The organism is Sphingomonas sp. UNC305MFCol5.2, from assembly GCF_000712135.1.
Taxonomy (GTDB): Bacteria; Pseudomonadota; Alphaproteobacteria; order Sphingomonadales; family Sphingomonadaceae; genus Sphingomonas.
Map to the genome: position 1 here is coordinate 1,261,123 of NZ_JOOE01000001.1, position 19,623 is coordinate 1,280,745.

The 19,623-nt window shown below is 65.9% G+C and carries 19 protein-coding genes; 10 read left to right on the forward strand and 9 right to left on the reverse strand.

Features of this window, described 5'->3' with window-relative positions; all coding sequences use genetic code 11:
* Nucleotides 1-8: 8 nt before the first annotated feature.
* Nucleotides 9-185, forward strand: coding sequence for a hypothetical protein (locus tag BR78_RS21615; protein ID WP_156022232.1), 177 nt, complete (start codon nucleotides 9-11; stop codon nucleotides 183-185).
* Nucleotides 186-293: 108 nt separating this feature from the next.
* Nucleotides 294-1,169: a bifunctional helix-turn-helix transcriptional regulator/GNAT family N-acetyltransferase gene (locus tag BR78_RS0106125; RefSeq protein WP_025560648.1), complete on the forward strand. Its 876-nt coding sequence runs from the start codon at nucleotides 294-296 to the stop codon at nucleotides 1,167-1,169.
* Between the two features lie 123 nt (nucleotides 1,170-1,292).
* On the opposite strand, the gene BR78_RS0106130 is transcribed toward BR78_RS0106125, so the two are convergent.
* Nucleotides 1,293-1,697, reverse strand: a complete 405-nt coding sequence (locus BR78_RS0106130; protein WP_025560649.1) for a flagellar basal body protein — start codon at nucleotides 1,695-1,697, stop codon at nucleotides 1,293-1,295.
* 5 nt (nucleotides 1,698-1,702) lie between these two features.
* Nucleotides 1,703-4,444 (reverse strand): hypothetical protein, encoded by a 2,742-nt coding sequence (locus BR78_RS0106135; protein ID WP_331280230.1) that lies wholly within the window; start codon nucleotides 4,442-4,444, stop codon nucleotides 1,703-1,705.
* 122 nt (nucleotides 4,445-4,566) lie between these two features.
* On the opposite strand from BR78_RS0106135, the gene BR78_RS0106140 reads away from it, so the two are divergent.
* From BR78_RS0106140 to BR78_RS0106175, 8 genes are all read left to right on the forward strand, one after another.
* Nucleotides 4,567-5,601 (forward strand): flagellar motor switch protein FliG, encoded by a 1,035-nt coding sequence (locus tag BR78_RS0106140; protein ID WP_025560651.1) that lies wholly within the window; start codon nucleotides 4,567-4,569, stop codon nucleotides 5,599-5,601.
* A 7-nt stretch (nucleotides 5,602-5,608) separates the two neighbouring features.
* Nucleotides 5,609-6,277: a FliH/SctL family protein gene (locus BR78_RS0106145; RefSeq protein WP_037566240.1), complete on the forward strand. Its 669-nt coding sequence runs from the start codon at nucleotides 5,609-5,611 to the stop codon at nucleotides 6,275-6,277.
* A 268-nt stretch (nucleotides 6,278-6,545) separates the two neighbouring features.
* Nucleotides 6,546-8,171, forward strand: coding sequence for a flagellar basal-body MS-ring/collar protein FliF (gene fliF, locus BR78_RS0106150; RefSeq protein ID WP_029728549.1), 1,626 nt, complete (start codon nucleotides 6,546-6,548; stop codon nucleotides 8,169-8,171).
* A 10-nt stretch (nucleotides 8,172-8,181) separates the two neighbouring features.
* Nucleotides 8,182-8,532 carry a flagellar motor switch protein FliN gene (gene fliN / locus BR78_RS0106155; RefSeq protein WP_029728548.1) on the forward strand — a complete coding sequence of 117 codons (351 nt, stop codon included), beginning with the start codon at nucleotides 8,182-8,184 and terminating at the stop codon, nucleotides 8,530-8,532.
* Nucleotides 8,532-9,866, forward strand: coding sequence for a sigma-54-dependent transcriptional regulator (locus tag BR78_RS0106160; RefSeq protein WP_029935682.1), 1,335 nt, complete (start codon nucleotides 8,532-8,534; stop codon nucleotides 9,864-9,866). The genes fliN and BR78_RS0106160 overlap by 1 nt, the downstream gene beginning before the upstream one ends.
* 154 nt (nucleotides 9,867-10,020) lie before the next feature.
* On the forward strand, nucleotides 10,021-12,102 hold the full coding sequence (gene flhA, locus BR78_RS0106165; RefSeq protein ID WP_029935684.1) for a flagellar biosynthesis protein FlhA: 2,082 nt from the start codon (nucleotides 10,021-10,023) through the stop codon (nucleotides 12,100-12,102).
* Nucleotides 12,103-12,170: 68 nt separating this feature from the next.
* Nucleotides 12,171-13,556 carry a flagellar hook-length control protein FliK gene (locus tag BR78_RS20395; RefSeq protein WP_025560616.1) on the forward strand — a complete coding sequence of 462 codons (1,386 nt, stop codon included), beginning with the start codon at nucleotides 12,171-12,173 and terminating at the stop codon, nucleotides 13,554-13,556.
* Between the two features lie 9 nt (nucleotides 13,557-13,565).
* The gene (locus BR78_RS0106175) at nucleotides 13,566-14,222 is read left to right on the forward strand and encodes a flagellar hook assembly protein FlgD (protein ID WP_025560615.1); all 657 of its coding nucleotides are present in this window, start codon (nucleotides 13,566-13,568) and stop codon (nucleotides 14,220-14,222) included.
* A 374-nt stretch (nucleotides 14,223-14,596) separates the two neighbouring features.
* Here BR78_RS0106175 and BR78_RS0106180 read toward each other — a convergent pair whose 3' ends face one another.
* From BR78_RS0106180 to BR78_RS0106210, 7 genes are all read right to left on the reverse strand, one after another.
* Nucleotides 14,597-14,947, reverse strand: coding sequence for a hypothetical protein (locus BR78_RS0106180; RefSeq protein ID WP_025560614.1), 351 nt, complete (start codon nucleotides 14,945-14,947; stop codon nucleotides 14,597-14,599).
* Nucleotides 14,948-15,076: 129 nt separating this feature from the next.
* Nucleotides 15,077-15,478 carry a hypothetical protein gene (locus BR78_RS0106185; RefSeq protein WP_029935686.1) on the reverse strand — a complete coding sequence of 134 codons (402 nt, stop codon included), beginning with the start codon at nucleotides 15,476-15,478 and terminating at the stop codon, nucleotides 15,077-15,079.
* Nucleotides 15,479-15,646: 168 nt separating this feature from the next.
* Complete coding sequence (locus BR78_RS0106190; protein WP_025561027.1) at nucleotides 15,647-16,492, reverse strand: flagellin; 846 nt, start codon at nucleotides 16,490-16,492, stop codon at nucleotides 15,647-15,649.
* A gap of 275 nt (nucleotides 16,493-16,767) precedes the next feature.
* Nucleotides 16,768-17,526 (reverse strand): flagellar basal body L-ring protein FlgH, encoded by a 759-nt coding sequence (gene flgH / locus BR78_RS0106195; RefSeq protein ID WP_025561026.1) that lies wholly within the window; start codon nucleotides 17,524-17,526, stop codon nucleotides 16,768-16,770.
* A gap of 18 nt (nucleotides 17,527-17,544) precedes the next feature.
* Nucleotides 17,545-17,973: a flagellar basal body P-ring formation chaperone FlgA gene (flgA, locus tag BR78_RS0106200; protein ID WP_025561025.1), complete on the reverse strand. Its 429-nt coding sequence runs from the start codon at nucleotides 17,971-17,973 to the stop codon at nucleotides 17,545-17,547.
* Nucleotides 17,973-18,755, reverse strand: a complete 783-nt coding sequence (gene flgG / locus BR78_RS0106205; protein ID WP_025561024.1) for a flagellar basal-body rod protein FlgG — start codon at nucleotides 18,753-18,755, stop codon at nucleotides 17,973-17,975. Before flgG ends, flgA begins: the two co-directional genes overlap by 1 nt.
* A 24-nt stretch (nucleotides 18,756-18,779) precedes the next feature.
* Nucleotides 18,780-19,520, reverse strand: a complete 741-nt coding sequence (locus tag BR78_RS0106210; RefSeq protein WP_025561023.1) for a flagellar hook-basal body complex protein — start codon at nucleotides 19,518-19,520, stop codon at nucleotides 18,780-18,782.
* Nucleotides 19,521-19,623 lie beyond the last annotated feature (103 nt).

Below are 19,623 nucleotides of genomic sequence, written 5' to 3' on the forward strand. Positions count from 1 at the left end.
GATCGGCGATGAACATCCTGCACTTACCATGGTGTTTATTCGGAGCGCATCAACGGGACCGGCGCAAGGCTTGGTACGACGGTCCGGTTGTGCGCAGCCATTGCACCGGCTGTGGCAAGCCGATGGTCAAGGACGGCCATGGTTGGCATCTCGATTCAGCCGAAGCGCAGACCACGAGCGAATAGCTTCGCGAACAAGGCGAAGGATGTCCCGCGCGCCTCGTTAAATGGCCCCTTCGCTCCCTCGCTCGCGCCAATCTTGCCACAGCGGAATTATCTGACTAAAGTCAGATAATGCTCGACCCCATTGCCCGTTTCCGCCGCTTCGCGCGTGCGGTCACCTCCGAAATCGGTGCCCTCGACAGCTCTTTTTTAGGCCGCGGCCGGCCGCTTGGTGCGGCGCGGGTGCTGAACGCGATCGGCCAGGGGCGATCAGACGTGGCGGAAATTCGTGCTTTCCTGCGCCTCGACAGCGGCCTGATGAGCCGACTCTTGCGAGGGCTGGAGGAGGAAGGGCTGATCGTCACCATGCCGTCCCCCGACGATGCGCGGCGTCGAACGGTGTCGCTCACAGCTGTCGGCACGCGCGAGTTCCGCGCATATGAGAGCCTTTCCAACGAACGCGCCGGAGCCCTGCTCGACAAGCACGGGCATCGCGAAACCCTGCTCTATGCGCTCGATCTGATCGCGTCCGCTCTGGCGAGCGATCAGATCGTGTTTCGTGTCGAGGATCCTCGCGCGGAGGTGTCGATTTACTGTCTCGGGCAATATTATGAGGAACTGGCGGGAAGCTTCGAGGGCGGGTTCGACGTGACGCTCTCCCGCAATCCAGACCCCGGGCAGATGGTGCCGCCGCGGGGCGCGTTCCTCGTTGCGATGTCCGATGACCTGCCGGTCGGATGCGTGGGGCTCAAGGGAAATGGAAAAGGCGAGGCGGAGATCAAGCGCCTCTGGGTCTCCCCTGCAGCGCGCGGCCTTGGCCTAGCCTATCGCCTCATGGACGAAGTCGAGACGACGGCAAGCAAGCTCTCGATCACGACGCTTCGCCTCGACACGAACCGCGCGCTCGCGGGCGCGCTGCATCTCTATCGGCGGCTGGGGTGGACCGAGATCGAGCGGTTCAACGACGATCCCTATGCCGACTTCTTTTTCGAGAAGGTGCTTGCCTAGAGCCTGATGACTTTACCTTTTCCCCGTTCGTTTCGAGCGTAGTCGAGAAACAGGTCTTGAGCGCGAACCAGGTTTCTCGACTTCGCTCGAAACGAACGGAAGGGTGCGTTTTCAGCTTTCCGATCAGCCGCGGCCGCCCAATGCGGTCTTCAGCATCGACATCTGCTTGCGGTACAGGCCGGTCATCGCCTGGAAGTCGGCCTGGACCTCGCCCATCTTGAGCAATTGGTCTTCCAGCGTCACGTTGTTGCCGTCGGGCTTGGTCTCGGTGATGTCCTTGTCGAGGACGATCCCGCTTCCTGCCGGCTGGATCGCGCCGAGGCTCTTCATGCGATCGGTCAACTGCACGCGCGGGGCCGCGATCATGCCGCTGCCGCCGACCAAGGCGGCGAAATTGGGCTCGGAGACGTCGCGGGCCTTGTAGCCTGGCGTCTCGCTGTTCGCGATGTTGGTCGCGACGACGCGCTGCCGCTCGGACAGGTTCTGCATCCGCTCGCGAATGCCGGCGAGGATCGGGGGCGTGTTCATGACGATCAGAATCCCAGGGTTGAGGAGGCGCCCGCATTGAGCCGGTTGAGCGCCGCCTGATAATTTGCGAGCTGCGCACTCTCGCGCGCGGTGGATTGGGTGCCGGTCGCGGTGTTCTTGACGCCGTCGACCATCTGCGCCTTGCCGTCGTCCCAATAAAGCGAGCGATAGGCGGTCTGCGTCATCGAGATCGCTTCCTCGATCTTCTTCATCGCCACCTTGGCGTCGTCGAGCGTGGACAGGCTCAGCGCCTCGCTCAGATCCATGCCGAAATTGCCGCCGGGACGGACCTTGGGCGCGCTGCTCGACAGCGTCGCTTGCGTCGCGATCCGCTGCGGCTCGATGCCGAGCTTGGCGAGCGCATCGGTGTCGGTGCTGCCGGGAATGAGTTCGAGCTCATGGCCCGGCTTCATCCTGATGCTCAATTTCTGGACCCCGTCGACGATGGTAGCGGTGACGGTGGCCTTGGAGGCGCCGAGCATGCCCTGCATGCGCGTCGCGATCGTCTTCAGCGTGTCGCCGGCTTCGATCGTCACTTTGCGTACCGCACCGCCATCGGCCTTGATCGAGAAGAAGTCGCCGGGGCGGAGCGTAGTCTGCGTGGTCACCTTATCGGAAACCGCCGCGTTGATCGTACCGCGGCCGAAACCCAGCGCGGAGATCGCATTGGCACCCCCGGCATCGCCCGCGATGCGGACGGGCTCGGTGCGCAACAGCGCCTGGCCGAACTGGGTGGTGTTCTCGATCGCGCCGGTCGCGGCGCCGATCCGCGCGACGAAGCCGTCGGTCGGTCCCTGCCGCGTCGCGGCCAGGTCGCCGGTGGTGCGGCCGCCGGCATAGAGTTCGCCACCGAGGAACGCGACGCTGTCGACCTGATCGTCGGCCGCCGAGCCGAGATAGGTCACGCTCGCGCCCGACAGACCGGAATCGATCCGTGCAACGAAGCCGTCGCGGGCGGCGCTCTTCGCGTTGACCTGGCTGCCGCTCAGCGCCGCGCTGGTCGCGCCGCCCACCGCGATCGTGCCGTCCGCGCCCACGGCGATCGCGCGAACGTCCGCAATGCCCAGATTGATGCTGCCGAGATCGGTGGCGAGTGCGCTGCCGTCGAGCTTGCGCACCGAGGCGTTGCCGCCCTGGCTCATCACCGCGAGCAGATTGCCGTCGCCGTCAATCGCCAGCGCGTTGATCTGATCGACGCCGCCGCTATCGATCGTGCGCCGCTCGGCGAGCTTGCCGGCGGCATTGATCCGCGCGACGAAGGCATCGCCATTGCCGGTGGCGGTGCGGCCGCCGACATAGACCGAGCCATCGGCGCCGACCGCCACTGCCTTGGCCACGTCGACGCCACCCGAACGCACCACGGTCGAGAATTTCTCGTCGCCATTGGCGGCATATTTGGCGACGACCATGTCGCCGTCCGCGTTGGCGCCGTTGAAGCTGCCGGTCACCGAGCCCGCGACGACGATGCTGCCGTCGGCGCCGATCGACACCGCGGCGCCGGTCGAGCTGCCGCCGGCGCCGAGGCTGCGCTGCCACACGACATTGCCCGCCCCGTCCATCTTGGTGAGGAACAGGTTGTTGTCGCCGTCCGAACGATTGGCGCCGAGATCGCCCGCGGTGGTGCCGACGATATAGCTATAGCCCTGGGCGTCGGTGGCGACCGCCGCGGCGTCGGTGCTGGCGTAGGCGTTGCTCGTCTTGGTCGTCGTCGTCTTCACCTTCCCATCCGCGTCGGTGGACGTGGTGGTGATCGTCGTCGTCTTGCCGGCCAAGGTGTTCTGCGCGGTCTTCTCGGCGTCGAGCGCCTGGATCGTTCCCATCGCCACGCGCGTGTTGGCGCCCGCGGGATCGTTGAGGCGGAACACCTGCGTCGCCGTCGGCGCGTCGAGCGCGGTCCGGCCGGTCGCGACGACCAGCGAGTCCTTCGCGCCGACTTGCTCGAGCGACACTTTCTCCACCCCGTCCGGGGTATCGAGCTTCATGCCCCATTTGCCGTCGGCATAGCTTGCCTTGAAGCGCGCGCCCCAGCGCGAGACCACATTGCCGCTGGCGTCGGTCAGCGGCGTGCCGTCGGCCTTGAGCGCGGGCGTCGCGCTGATCGCGCTGTTGAGCTGCGACACAACCGATTCCAGCGTCGGCGGCTGGGTGCCCGCGGACAGGTCCACGGTGACGGTCTCGCTGACCGTCCCGCGGCTGATCTTGACGCTGAACTGCTCCTGCCCGGTCAGACCCGGGACGGCATCCGTCAGCCGGGTCACCAGGCCCTTGCCCTTGGTCTCATAGGCATTGGTGGCGGCGAGCTTGCTCGATTGCGCGGACGAGCTAGCCGCGCCGAAGGCAAGGTTGACCTTGTCCGAGGGCGCGGTAGCCAGATAGCCTTGGAGGTCCGTGAGCCCCTTGGCGAAGGCCTTCTCATATTGCGCGCGCTGGGCGCTGGTCGCCGTCTTCACCGTGGCCGCCTCGGCGAGGACGCGCAGCTTTTCCAGCGCCTTGTAGGCCGTGAAGCTCGTCTTGATGTCGTCGGGCAGGAGCGCCGTGCTGCTGCTCATCTTGTCGACGACCGTCTTCGAGGCAAGGATCGCCACGAGCTGGCTCGACGCCGATTTGGTGCTGGTCGCTTCCTTCCATGGCGGCGTGGTCTCGGCGAGCGTGAACTGCGCTTTCGCGACGCGAACCGCCTTGCTGTCGAAGGGGATCGCAGCGAAGGCCGTCGAGAAGACCGAGGAGTCTCCCGTCAGCAGGCTCAACCCCGTCAGACTACCGGAAAAATTAACCGTCATGGAAAACCGACCCTTCCCCCACACTCCTATAATAGGATGAGTGAACGCTTCCTTGCGTGCACATGTGATTTTTCTGCGAGGGGTCCAGAATGAGCCTGATGGCGCCGATTGCCGAGCCGGTCGAGCTGAAGAAGTACAGCGGTCCGCAGCGCGCGGCTGCGCTGATGCTGGCGCTGGGCAAGCAGCATGGCGCGCCGATCTGGGAGCAGCTGACCACCGACGAGATCAAGGAGCTCTCCTCGACGATCGCCGGCCTCGGCCGTATCCCGTCGCAGGTCGTCGAGCATCTGCTCATCCAGTTCACCGGCGAAGTCGCTTCGATGGCGTCGCTCCACGGCAGCTACGAGACCACCGAGCGCCTGCTCGGCGGGATCCTGCCGGGCGAGAAGGTCAAGGAGATCATGGAAGACATTCGCGGCCCCTCCGGCCGCACGATGTGGGACAAGCTCTCCAACGTCAGCGAGACCGTGCTCGCCGGCGCGCTCAAGCATGAATATCCGCAGACCGTCGCGGTGATCCTGTCGAAGCTGCGCCCCGATCACGCCGCGCGCGTCATCGCCGAGCTGCCGCGCGATTTCTCGGTCGACGTGGTGATGCGCATGCTGCGTATGGAAACCGTCCAGAAGGACGTGATCAATCAGGTCGAACAGACTCTGAAGAGCGAGTTCATGACCAACCTCTCGCGCTCGCAGAAGCGCGATCCGCACGAGGCGATGGCCGAGTTGTTCAACTCGCTCGATCGCTCGACCGAAGAGGCGATGCTGACCGCGCTCGACAATCGCGCCCCTGACAGCGCCGAGCGCATCCGCGCGCTCATGTTCACGTTCGAGGATCTGTCGAACCTGTTGCCGGCGGCGATCTCGATCATCGTCCGCAACGCCGACAAGCGCGAGATGGCGATGGCGCTCAAGGGCGCTCCCGACAAGCTCAAGCAGATGTTCTTCGGCGCGATGACCGAGCGCGCGGCAAAGCTGATGCGCGAGGACATGGCGGCGATGGGCCCGGTCCGCGCGCGCGATTGCGAGGAAGCGCAATCTTCGCTCGTCCGCCTCGCCAAGAGCCTCGCCGATCGCGGCGAGATCCTGCTCGTCGATCCCAAGTCCGACGACGCGATGATCATCTGAGATGGGCATGGGCTTCCAGAACGTCGAGCGCTTCGCCTTCGACCGCATCTTCTCCACGCCGGCGAGCGAGAGCGCGACTGTCGCCAGCGGCGACATGCCGCTCGAGATTTCGGCGTTGCGCGCCGAGCTCGCCTTGCTCCGCTCGGACGTGGAGGCGCAGCTCGCGCTCGCCCGCGCGCAGGGTTTCGAGGCCGGTCTGGCCCAGGCGCGCGCCGAGCGCGACGTCGCGCTGCTGAGCGCAGTCGATGCGCTCCATGCGGGAATCGAATCTCTGGACGAGCGCTTCGAGGATGTCTCGCGCCGCGTCACCGGCGAGGCCGCCGAGATCGCCCTCGCCGCCGCCGACATGATTGCCGGTCGCGCGATCCATGCCGCCCCTGTCGAGACGATCGACGCCGCCATCGGCCGCGCACTCAGCCAGGTCGCCCGCGGCACCGAGCTCGAGATCCGCGTTCATCCCGATCTGATCGAAGCGATCGAGGCGCGCATCGCCGATCGCCAGTCCAAGGATCGGCGGAAACTCAACCTCACTGTCGTCGGCGACGTCACCATCACGGTGGGCGACGCGATGATCGGCTGGGAACAAGGCGGCCTCGTCCTCGACGCCATCGCCCGCCGCCAGGCAGTGCTCGACGAGCTCGAGACGCTGCTGCCGAGCCCCGCCGGCGCGAACTAGATCCGTCCTCGCCTCCTGCGCTCCCCTCCCGCTTGCGGGAGGGGCCGGGGGAGGGACTGACGTGCGTGAGTCGCGCGATCCTCCCCGTCGCACCCTCCCCTAACCCCTCCCGCAAGCGGGAGGGGAATTGCGTTTCGCAAGCCTTCCATGCGCGTCCGCGCTGATCACTAGGCAAAAAATTCCCACCCGGCACAAACTGCCGCCCGCCACCCTCCTATAAAACAAGGGAGAGGGGCGCTCCTGCCCCTGGCCACATCACGGGGCGGCTTTGGAAGCGATCAAGAATCTCGTCGGGCAGCTTGGCCCGAAGCGGCTGATGCTGATGGGCGGCGTGGCGTTCGCGCTGCTCGCCGCGCTCGCCTTCGTCGCGACGCGCGGCTCGGATCCGCAGATGGGCTATCTCTATACCGATCTCGATCCGTCCGCCGCCGCGACGATCACCGAGAAGCTCAAGGCGCAGAATGTCGAGTATCAGCTCTCGGCCGACGGCACTTCGGTGATGGCGCCGCAGGACAAGCTCGCCGAGCTGCGCATGAGCCTCGCCGGCGAGAAACTGGGCGGCAAGATCGGCTATGAAGTGCTCGACGAGGAGCAGCCCTTCGGCGTCTCCGCCAGCCGAGCCAAGATGAACGAGACGCGCGCCGTCGAAGGCGAGCTCTCCAAGTCGATCCAGACCATTCAGAATGTCAGCGCCGCGCGCGTCCATATCGTCATGCCCGAGCGCGCGATGTTCGCCGCCGAGAGCCGCAAGGCGACCGCCGCGGTGACCGTCAAGACCAAGGGACGTCTCTCTTCCGAGCAGATCGCCTCGATCCGCTATCTCGTCTCCTCCTCGGTTCCCGAGCTCTCGCCCGAAGCCGTCTCCGTCGTCGACCAGACCGGTGCCTTGCTCGCCCGCGCCGGCGAAGCCGGTTCGGCCGGCGGCGCCGATGCCGACGAACGCCAGCAGGCCGTAGAGGCCAAGCTCCGCGAGGAAGTCGAGGCCCTGCTCGAGCCGATCGTCGGCCAGGGCAAGGTCCGCGCCGAGGTTTCCGCCCAGATCGACCGCGACCAGACCCGTGAGGAATCGAACCTGTTCGATCCCGACAAGCAGGTCATCTCGCGCCAGGTCAGCGTCGAGAATGGCGAGCAGAACAGCGAACAGGATGCCGGCGCGCAAACCGCCAGCGTCGGCAACCAACTCCCCGAGGCTCAGGGCCAGGCGCCAAGCGCCGGTACGGGCAACGGCCGCCAGTCGCGCAGCAACCAGACTTCCGAAGACACGACCTACGACAACAGCTCGACCAAGACCGTCACGCTGCGCGGCCCGGGCAAGGTCACGCGCCTCACCGTCGCAGTGATGGTCGATGGCGGCGAGAAAGGCCTGCCCCAGCCGCAGATGCAGCGTCTCCAGCGCCTCGTCGAGAACGCCGTCGGCATGGATGCCGAGCGTGGCGACAGCGTCGTGGTCGAGAGCATGCGCTTCGCCAATGACGACAGCCTCGCCGACAAGGAATCGGGCTTCTTCTCGAGCCTGCCGATGGACCGGATCTGGGGCCTGCTGCAGATCATCGTGATCGGCGTGGTCGGCCTCCTCGCGCTCAGGATGCTCAAGCCGAAGCTCATGTCGCAGGCATCGATCCCCGCACTCGAGGCACCCGAAGGCGAGACTGCGCTCTCCGCCCAGTCTCCCGAGATGCTCGCACTCGCCGAACGCGCCGCCGATGGCGACGACGACGCGATGCGGCAGCTCGAGACCATGAACAACGGCGACCAGCCGCTGCTCGATCAGGAAATCGCGCTCGCCCAGGTCGACGGCCGCATCAAGCTCTCCGCCCTCAAGCGCATTGGCGATGCGATCCACGCGAGCCCGCCCGAAGCGGCCTCGGTGATCCGCCAATGGATGAACTCGTAAGGATTTGACGATGGATACCGAACCCCACGACATCATCCCCGCTGATTCCAGCGAAGCCAGCGGCCCCGTGTTCGAAGATTTCGATCCGCTGCCCGCTGGAGACAACGCGCCCGTAGGTGCCGAAGGCCTCGAGGCCGTCCACGACGTACCGGTCAAGGTGCAGGCCGTTCTCGGCCGGGCGCGCATGCCCGTCGGAGAGTTGCTCCACCTCACTTCGGGCACCGTGGTCGAACTCGACCGCCGCGTCGGCGAGCCGGTCGACATCTTCGTCAACGATCGTCTGATCGCGCGCGGCGAAGTCGTGCTGATCGACAATGCGCTCGGCGTCACGCTCACCGAAATCGTTCGTCAGGACCGTTGATGCCCGGATCCATCCGCATGATATTGGTCGGCGCGCCCGGTGGCGAGTTCCGCCGCGCGGCCGAGCTGGCTCGTGACGCAGGCGCCGCCGTGGCGATGGCCGATACGCCCGTCCAGGCGCTCGATCTGCTCCGCGAAGGCGGCGGCGACATGGTGATGATCGATGTCGAGACCGACATTGCCGGCTTCATGGCCAGCTTGCGCGCCGAGCGTTTCACGCTCCCCGTGCTCGCCTGCGGCATCCAGGCTTCGGCCGAGCGCGCGGTTGCGGCAATCCGCGCCGGCGCGCGCGATTACGTTCCCCTGCCGCCGCAGCGCGAGCTGATCGCCGCCGCAATCGCTTCGGTGATCGAGCGTAAGGCACCGGTCCGCATCGGCGACCACCCCGCTCTCGCCCGCGCCGTGGCGCTCGCTACCGCGGTGGCCCAAACCGGCGCTCCCGTGCTCGTCACCGGCGAGAAGGGCTGCGGCAAGGAAGTCATGGCCCGCGCGATCCACGAAAGCTCGGGCCGTACCAATCCGCTCTACACCGTCGAATGCGCCGGCGTTGCTGCCGACGTGCTCGAATCCGAACTGTTCGGCCACGAGGCCGACGCCTTTCCGGGCGCCATCGCGCGCCGCATCGGCCGGCTCGAAAAGGCGGGTCACGGCACGATCTTCCTCCGCGAAGTCGGCCGCCTCGCCCCCGCCACTCAGGCGCGGCTGTTCACGGCGATGCAGGAACAGCGCTTCCGCCGGATCGGCGGTGACGAGGTGGTTCCGTTCCATGCGCGGCTGATCGCCTCGACCAGCATGGATCTCGAGGCGGCGGTGCAGGCCGGCAGCTTCCGCGCCGATCTGCTGGTTCGCCTCGGCCTCGTCCGGGTCGAGGTTCCGCCGCTTCGCGAGCGTGGCGGCGACGTCGCCCAGCTCGCCCAGCATTTCGCCACGCGTCTCGCCGAAGCCGACGGCATGCCTTCGCGCTCCTTCAGCGACGCGGCCCTTGTGCTGCTCTCCCGCTATGGGTGGCCGGGCAATGTCCGCGAGCTCGAAGATTGCATCCATCGCGCCGTTCTGCTCGCGCAGGGCCCGGCCATCGAGCCGGACGATCTTGTCCGTTCGGACGGCACGCGCCTGCTCGATCTCGAGCTCGCCGAGCCCGGCGATCTGCAGATCGAGAGTCTGGTCGGCCGCACCGTCGAGGAAGTCGAACGCGAGCTGATCCTCCAGACGCTGACGCGCTGCCATGGCAACCGTACCTCGGCCTCGGGCATCCTCGGCATTTCGGTCCGGACGATGCGCAACAAATTGCGCACGTTCATCGAGGCCGGCATCGCCGTCGCCCCGGCGCCGTGATCGGGTGCGCCGCTCTTCTCCCTCTCACGCTTGCGGGAGAGGGCTGGGGTGAGGGTCACTCCCTCCCCTTCAGCGAAGCAGCACGCCGAACCGGCCTCACCCTCACCCAACCCTCTCCCGCAAGCGGGAGAGGGCTAATCGACGAGCAGTCCTGATGCCCCCCGCCATCGCCAACATCCTCAACCGCATCGGCCTGAGCCGCGATCTCGCGCTCGCCGGCTCGGTCATCGCGATCATCGCGATGCTGATCCTGCCGATGCCGGGCTGGCTGCTCGATCTCGGCCTCGCGCTGTCGATCACCATCGCAGTGATGATCTTGATGACGGCGCTCTTCATCGAGAAGCCGCTGGAATTGAGCGCCTTCCCGACGATCCTGCTGATCGCGACGATGTTCCGGCTGGGCCTCAATCTCGCCTCGACTCGCCTCATCCTCACCCACGGCCATGAGGGCCATGGCGCCGCCGGCGGCGTGATCGGGGCGTTCGGCGAGTTCCTGATGGGTGGCGAGGTCATCATCGGCCTCACCATCTTCATGATCCTGATCGTCATCAACTTCGTCGTGATCACCAAGGGCGCGGGCCGCATCGCCGAAGTCGCGGCCCGCTTCAGCCTCGACGCGATGCCCGGCAAGCAGATGGCGATCGACGCCGATCTCTCAGCCGGCATGATCAGCGAGGAGCAGGCCCGCGAGCGCCGCGCCGAGATCGAGGCCGAGAGCGGCTTCTACGGCTCGATGGACGGTGCCTCGAAGTTCGTGAAGGGCGACGCGATCGCCGCCCTGCTCATCACTGCGGTCAACATCCTCGTCGGCCTCACCGTCGGCGTCGTCTCGCACGGCGTGCCGATCGGCGAGGCATTCCATACCTATACCGTGCTCACTGTGGGCGAGGGGCTGGTCAGCCAGATCCCGGCGCTGATCATCTCGATCGCGGCGGGCCTGCTCGTCTCGAAGGGCGGCATCAAGGGCAAGACCGGCGCGACGCTGGGTGACCAGCTCGGCCGCTATCCCAAGGCGTTCGGCATGGTCGCGTTCCTGATGGCCGCGCTGGCGCTGATGCCCGGCCTGCCCTTCCTGCCCTTCGCCTGTTTCGCCGCCGCCGCCGGCTATGCCGCCTGGAAGATGAGCAAGAACGCCCAGGCCAAGGTCGCTCTCGAACTCGCCGCCGCTGCGCAGGAACAGGCCCGCGAGGCCATCGTCGAACAGCCCATCTCGCAGACGCTCGCGCTCGACGCAGTGCGCATCGAGATCGGCTATGCCTTGCTGCCGATGATCAACGACGAGCAGCGCGAGCCGCGCCTCGACGATCAGGTTCGCGCGCTCCGCCGCCAGATGGCGACCGATTTCGGCTTCGTCCTCCCCTCGGTCCGCATCATCGACAATATGGGCCTCAAGCCCAACGAATATGTCATCACGATCAAGGAGACCGAGGCCGCGCGCGGCGAGATCCGTCTCGAGAAGCTGCTGCTGATCAATCCGGGCGGCGGCCCGGTGGGCATGCCCGGCGAAGCGACCAAGGAGCCGGTGTTCGGCCTCCCCGCTTTGTGGATCGATCGCGAGCTGCGCGACGAAGCCGGCTTCCGCGGGCTGACCGTGGTCGATTGCGGCACGATCATCACCACGCATCTGACCGAACTGGTCAAGGACAACATCGCCGATCTGCTCTCCTACACCGAGACGCAGAAGTTGCTGACCGACGTCCACAAGGACGCCGAGAAGCTCGTCGCCGACATCGTCCCCTCCAAGGTCTCGATCTCGAGCGTCCAGCGCATCCTGCAGAACCTGCTATCGGAAGGCATTTCGATCCGCGACATCCCGACGATCCTCGAAGGCGTGGCCGAGGCCGCACCGCTGACCGCCAATCTGACCCAGATGACCGAGCATGTCCGCGGCCGTCTCGCCCGCCAGATCAGCGCGTCGCAGGTTCGCGGCGAAGCGATCCCGGTGGTGACGCTCTCGTCCGAATGGGACCAGGCGTTCGCCGAATCGATTCTCGGCCAGGGCGATGATCGCCAGCTCGCAATGGCGCCCTCCGCGCTTCAGAAGTTCATCCAGTCGGTCCGCGAAACCTATGATCGGCTGGCGCAGGACGGCGAGATCCCGTGCCTGCTCACCAGCCCGGCGATCCGTCCGTTCGTCCGCTCGATCATCGAGCGCGTCCGCCCTGCCACGGTGGTGCTGTCGCAGAACGAGATCCATGCGCGGGCACGCATTCGGGCGCTCGGCACGATCGGTTGAAACCGTTCGCGCAACAATCATCCTATAATGAAAAGCGGCCCCTTGCGGGTCGAGCAAGAGGCGACCGGATGCAGATCAACCCCTTCGGCTTTCCGCTTGGCGCGGGGATGCCCGCGCCGGCGATGAATGGCGCCGGCCTCGGCTTTGCCGATGCGCTCGGCCTTGCCACCGAAGGCGGCGTTGCCCCGCAGCTGACCGGCCTGGTCGCCTCGGCCCCGCCACCGAAGAATTTCGACCCGAAACTGGCGCGGCTGCTCGCCCAGGCGCAACTCGACGCACAGGCCCAGCCGCTTCCAGCGGCCGCCGCGCTGCCCGGACTTCAGCAGCCGACCTCCCTGTCCGAATTGATGGCCACCGCGGCCAAATTGCCCGGCGCGGAGCAGGTACCGGTAGCCGCCCCAGTCGAGGCCGAAGCGGATCCGAGCGCAGCCGTGCCCGAAATCCCCGCTCCCGCCGCGGATCCGGCAGTTCTCACCCCGGCGATACCGTTGCAGAACCAGGCCGCGCTGCAGCCTGATGAGGCTCTGCCGGATGCGCCGGCATTCGCCCCGCCCGCGGAGACCACACCGGCAAAACCGCAAAAGGGAGCACGCGGCCGTGCCGTGACGGCCGATGCGGATCCCGCCCCGTCCGACGCCGCGAAATCCGTAGTCCCGGCCGCGATGCTCGCCGTCAACGCCGTGCCGCAGCCAGTCGCTCCGCCCCAATCCGCGCCGCGCGAACCGTCCGCGAACGCACAGGGTGGCGCCGCTGTATCCAAGCCCGGCAAGGTCGCCGCGCAAGCCGCGCTTGCTCCCGACACGACGCAAGCTGCACCCGCAACCGGTACCGTCGATTTCGCCCGCGCAATCGCAGCGAAAGGTGACTCCACCGGTTCGGAAGCAAAGGGGGACGGCCAGCCCCAGCCCGAAATCACACTCGCAGCCACTCCGAAAACCGACGCCGCCGCGCCGATCCTGCCGCAGCACGCACAGGCCACGACCTCTACCAGCGCAGCCCCCGTCGCCGCCCATACAGCGGAACCGGTGATCGAAGCCCGCCCCGGCCATCTCGGCCATTCGCTGGGCGTCGAGATCGCGCGGAAAGTCGAGCTCGGCGAGGATACGCTGCGCATCCGCCTCAATCCGATCGAGCTCGGCCGCATCGAAGTCACCCTCGCCTTCGACGACAAGGGCAGCCTGCAGGCGACCGTCCGCACCGAGAGCGCGCAGGCGATGGACCTGCTCCGCCAGGACGCGCCCGATCTCGCCCGCACGCTCGATCAGGCCGGCGTCCGCACCGACGCGCAGAGCTTCCGCTTCGAAAATCGCGGCGGCGACAGTGGCGGCCAGCAGGCCCAGCAGCAGCACAACCAGAATCGCGGCCAGTTCGCGTCGTCCGACGACGATGCGGCCGTCGCCGAACCCATCTACCGCCCGATCCGCAGCGACGGGCAGGTCGATCTTCTCGCCTGAGGAACGCGCATGACCACCGTCAATTCCGCCACGAGCAACACGCCCACGACCGACACCACCGGCGGGTCCAAGCTCAATGCCGATTTCACCATGTTCCTCAAGCTGCTGACCACGCAGATGCAGAATCAGGATCCGCTCGATCCGATGGACACGGCGCAATATACCCAGCAGCTGGTCCAATATTCGCAGGTCGAGCAGTCGATGGCGCAGACCACGACGCTCAAGTCGATCCTGTCGAGCCTCGGCACGCAGAATCTGACGCAAGCCTCGGCGATGATCGGCCATATGGTCGAGACCAATTCGGGCACTGCGGGCCTCAGCGCCGAAAAGCCGGCGCAGTGGCTGTGGTCCGCGCCGCGCGAAGTCGGCACGATGACCGCGACGATCACCGATGCGAAGGGCAAGGTCGTCGACACGCGTACCGTCGAAGGCGGCGCCGCCGCGGGCAACATGTCGTGGGACGGCACCACCAGCGCCGGCAAGAAGCTCGGCGCCGGCGATTACACCTTGGCCCTCACCGGCAAGGACGCCTCGGGCAACGACGTCAAGATCGTCGCGCATTCGGTCGGAATCGTGACCGATGTCGCGCTCGAGAACGGCACCATCCAAGTCACCGTCAATGGCCACAAGAGCGACACCGCCAATCTGGTCCGCATCGGCACCTGATCCCACCCATAGGCATTGGATACCGGGCGCCGGAGCGGGAATTTCCGCTCCGGCGCCTTCTTTCCGCCTATGGCCTGATGATTTTGCCTGTCCCCGATTCCGGCTCGGGTCATCTGGAAGATGAATTCCGTACGATCACCTAGCGGGCATTCCCCCGGGGCATTCGGCACATCCGCGCGCGCGTCCCGTCTATAATGAAAGCAGAGAGACGAGCGGGCCGTTCTGATCCCCTCTGCGGTGTGCTCGTCTCTTCTCCCCTTTTCGAGGATCGCAATCCCCCGTGATCCAAAACGACAAAAGCCAGGCTGGTGGAAACCAGCCTGGCTTTCGTGCTCGAGCCCCCGCTCGAAAAGATTGGATCGACGGCGCGTGTCTCAGCCGTTGGCAGCGGGCATCAGCACGAGTGGACGGGCATCGACCGGTAGCTGGATCAATTCGCCGGGCACCGTCACGGCGGCAGGCGCGGTGCGGATGCTGAAATCGTCGAGCGCGCAGCCGGCGATCGCGGCCGGCGCGGTGAGCATCGCGATGCAATCGGCGATCGAGGGATCTTCGCGCGGGCCGAGCGTGTCGAGCACGTCCGAAAGCGTCATGCCAGGGGCCTGCAGCGCCTTTTCGGCCGCCGCGCTCCACAATGCCCGCACATCCTCCACGTTCAGCGTCAGCGTCACCGTGAAGCTCTGGCCGGTGTCCGCAGCATCATGGCTGAAGTCGCGAAGATTCATGCGAATTTCCCTTTTCTCTTCTTTTTTGCCCGAGCGATTATCCGCCCAATGCCTCAGCGGCGCCCGCCACCACACTCCGGGATGCCCCGATACGTAAAGTTACCGGTACCAATGACACCAGCATGACTTTTAGTGAACGCGCGCCTCGGCGCGACGCGCGAGTTCGCGCGCATGTGCCGCAACGAGACACAATTCGGCGTAGAGACGGTCCCAGAAGGGCGCCGGTATCTCGAGCTTGCTCTCGCCTTCCTGGCTAAGCTCCAGCGCGGCGCGGGGTTCCAGTCCCAGTTCGAAGCGCGTGCCGAAAGTACCGTCGACATGCTCGTCGGGAAGGCCGTGCGGCACGGCGAGGCGTGCCGACATGATATAGCCCGCCAGAATGTCGGTTCCGTAGCCGTCGAGCAGGATCCGCGGCCGATCCTTCATGTCGGGGCGTTCGAGCACGACGAGCGCGCCCGAAGGATGCTCCTCCACGCTCACGCGCAGCTTGCCGCCAAATGCGTCGGTAATTTCTCGGATGCGTGGGAACAAGCGACTATCTCCTTGCCATCATTATAGATGGCCGGCCATTCGGGCGGCGAAGATGCGCGGATTTCGTTGCGCCCCGGACGAATGGCGCGCACGCGAAAAAAGAGGCCGGGACGTCGCCGTCCCGGCCTCTCTCTGTCGTCAGGTAGCTTCCAGGGAAAAAAGCTAGCCTTAACGGAACAGCGACGTGATGCTCTGCGGCGCCTGGTTGGCGATCGACAGAGCCTGCACACCGAGCTGCTGCTTGACCTGGAGGGCCTGCAGCTTCGCCGATTCCTTGGCGAGGTCGGCGTCGACGAGGTTGCCGATGCCACCCTCGATCGAATCCGACAGCTTGCTCACGAAGCCGATCTGACCATCGATCTGGCGCGAAGCCGAACCGAGGGTGCTGAGCTTCTGCGAAACCGCCTTGAAACCAGTCTCAAGGGTGCCCTTGAGCGTGGTCGCCGCAGCGGCGTCGGCCAGAACGATGTCAACCGACGCATCGCCGCCGACGGCGGTGTCGAAGGTTGCCTCGAGGTCGACGTTCGCGACATCGAGGGTCGTCGTGCCCGACGAAGACATCAGCGCCGAAACCTTGCCGGTTGCGGTAGCGTCGGTCTTCAGCAGGTTCGAACCATTGAACTCCGAAGAGCCGATGATCGAATTGACCTGCTTGCGAAGCGCATTCAGATCGGCAGTGATCGCGGTGCGGCTGTCTGCATCGAGACCGCCGTCCGTTGCTTCCGTGACCTTCGACTTCATCTGGTTCATGAGGTCGGAGACCTGCTCGGCGCCGGCAACCGCCACGTCAACCGTGCTCTTCGCGCGGCTGAGCGACGAATTGACCGCCTTCAGACCACCCACGTCGCCGCGAAGCTTCTGGGCAATCGTATAGCGAGCCGAGTCGTCCTTGGTCGAGTTCACGTCCAGGCCGGTGTTGATGCGGCTCTGGGTCGTGGCCAGACCCTTGTTCGTCTCGTTGAGGCTCTGGAGAGCCGCCATCGCGCCGATGTTGGTGTTGACAGAGAAACCCATGTTAAATTCCTTCTCGGACTGAGAGCCGCTTCTGCGACCCGGGTCGGAAGCGCCGACCCTCGACCTGGCGCATGCGCGCCCTGCAAATTCATCATGGGAAGATTTATAGGAGGACCAAAATTATCCCGCGAATTTAGATGGTTAGCGAAAGGTTAAAGCCTGCTTTGCTGCGCTAAGTCATTGCGCCGACAACGAGAAAGGCCGGAGCCGACGCGGAAGGACTTCCACATCGGCTCCGGCCTCACCCAGGTTCCGGAAAGCGGTTTCTGCCGGGTTTAGAACGGGAACAAGGCGTCGTAGATCTGCTGGCCCCAGCGCGCCTGCTGCGCGTCGGTGAGCTGGCCCTTGCCGCCATAGATCACGCGCGCCTCGGCGATCTGCGAGTGCTGGATCGAATTGTCGCGGGCGATGTCCTCGGGGCGGATGATGCCGGTGACGATCAGCTCGCGCATCTCGAAATTGACGCGCACCTCCTGCTTGCCGCGGATCATCAGATTGCCGTTGGGCAGCACCTGGGTGACGATCGCCGCCATCGTCATGTTGATCGTCTCGGAGCGGTTGGTCGTGCCGCCGCCGGCATATTTGGAGCCCGAATTGGTCTCCAGCGCCGCCGCGGCATTGTTGCCGAGCAGCTTGGCGACCGGCGCGATGCCAAGCAGGCCGCCCAGGCCGCCATTCTCGGATCCGCCGCGCGTCCGCGAAGTGTTGTTGCCGATATCGGCCTTGTCCTGAATGTTGATCTTGATCGTCAGGATGTCGCCGAGCTTGGCTGCGCGCTGATCGCGGAAGAACGCGCCGGCGCCGGTGCGAAACAGCGATGCGGTCGGCGCCGCGGGCTGCTGCGCCGCCATTTGGGTCGGACGGCCGGTACCGGTGCGGTCCGACGGCATCGCCAGCGATGCCTCCATCTCGGGCGCCGCCACCGGATCGATCCCGGAAAGCTTGGGCGCCTTGCCGACCTGCTGGAGGCGGCCGACCGCGCCGCACCCCGACACTGTGGCGCCGAGCGCCACGAGAAGAATGACCTTACGCATGTTGATTTCCTCTATCGATTACGGTGCGGCGATCCGGACGGTGCCGGAGCCTTCGATCGTTCCATCGAGCGTGCGATTGGTGGTGTTGGTCACCACCCGCACCATTTCGCCCTGCCCGCCGCCGTTCAGCGCGCGGCCCGAGGCCGTGATCACCAAGGCACCGCTGACGATGCGGATCGTCACCGGTTCGCCGCGCCGCACGAGCTGCGGCTTCATCAGGTCCGAGCGCCGCACGATGTTGCCGGCGGTCAGGTTGCGCGCGGCTTCCATGCCCGATGCATCGTCGGCCGAAAGCGCCCCTCGGGCAGCTGCCGGCGCGCGCGCCTCGCTCTCGAAGTCGCTGCGGTCGAGCCGCGTGCCCTTCTCGATCGGATGGGCGAGAACGGCGACCTGCACGTCCTCGACCGGGTCGGTGCCGAGCAGCGCCAAGGCGAGCAGCATAGCCATCAGCGCAGCTGGCTGGTAGTCGCCAGCATCTCGTCGGCAGTCTTCACCACGCGGCTGTTCATCTCATAGGCGCGCTGCGCACTGATCAGCGCCGTGATTTCGGCGACCGCATTGACGTTCGAGCTCTCGATAAAGCCCTGGCTCAGCGTGCCGAGGCCGGGTTCGCCCGGGGCTGCCACGGTCGGTTGGCCCGAAGCCGAAGTCTCGAGGAACAGGTTTTCACCCTTCGCCTCCAGCCCCGCATCGTTCATGAACGTGGCGAGCTCGAGCTGACCTACGGTCTGCGGCTGCGGATCGCCCGCCACGATCACCTGGACTTCGCCGGTCTTGGAGATCGTCACGTCGACCGCGGCCTGCGGGATGGTGATGCCGGGCTGTACCGGATAGCCGTCCTGCGTCACCAGTTCGCCCTGATCCGACACGCCGAACGAGCCGTCGCGGGTATAGGCGGTGTCGCCCGAAGGAAGCGTGATCTGGAAATAGCCGCGCCCGGTGATCGCCACGTCATAGCGGTTCTCGGTCGCCTGCAGCGCGCCCTGCTGCTGGATGCGATAGACGCCGCCGGTCTTCACGCCCGCACCGATCTGGATGCCCGAGGGCGATCTGGTCTCGGGGCCGGTCGCGCTGCCGGGGCGCTCGATCTGCTCGTAGAGCAGGTCCTGGAACTCCGCGCGCTGGCGCTTGAAGCCCGTGGTGTTCATGTTGGCGATGTTGTTCGAGATGACGTCGACATTGGTCTGCTGCGCGAGCATGCCGGTCGAAGCGATGGAGAGCGAACGCATTATGGTGCCTTTCTAAAAGGGGTGTCAGCCGACGCGGCCGAGCCGGTCGATCGCCTTCTTGCGAAGGTCGGACATGCTTTCGTTGAGGTTCGTGGCGGTCTGGTAGGCGCGCAGGATCTCGACCATATCGGTGGTCTCGACGATCGCGTTGACGTTCGATCCCTCGACGCCGCCCGATTTGAGTTTGGTCTCGGCGGCGGTGAGCTCGCGCCCCTTGTTGCCGTTGAACATGCCGTCGCCGCGCGGATCCATGTTGGCCTCGTCGAACGCAGTCACGGTGATCCGGCCGAGCGGCCCGTCGGGTCCCATCACGCTACCGTCGGGGGCGATGCTCAGGCGTCCGGCAGTCTCGGGCGGAACCGTGATCGGCTTGCCGCCTTCGCCGAGGATCTTCTGCCCGCCCGCAGTCGCCAGTTCGCCGCTCTCGAGCACCTTGATATAGCCCGCGCGCGTATAGGCAGTGCCGCCGCCCGGCGCCTCGACGCTCAGATAGCCCGGACCGTCGATGAAGACGTCGAGCGGATTGTCGGTCAGCTGGAAGCCGCCCGAAGCGGCATCGTGCACGGCGCCGTAATCGAGCACGTACGACGTCTTCTTCGCGTCGGGCGTGACCGTCGTCTCGCCCTGCTCGACATATTCGCGGAACACCGGCTTTTCGCGCTTGAAGCCCACCGTGTTCATGTTGGCGAGATTGTTCGCCGCCACGTCGAGCCGGCGCCGCAGCGCCTGTTCCTGGCTCAGCAATACATAAGACGAGATGTCCACCGGACGGTCCCTTCAGAAATTTGTCGCTAGGCAGAAATTGCCGGGTGACCATCCTATAATAGAGGCAAATCAGCCGGTGTGGTTGCCGGAGCACTGATTTCGA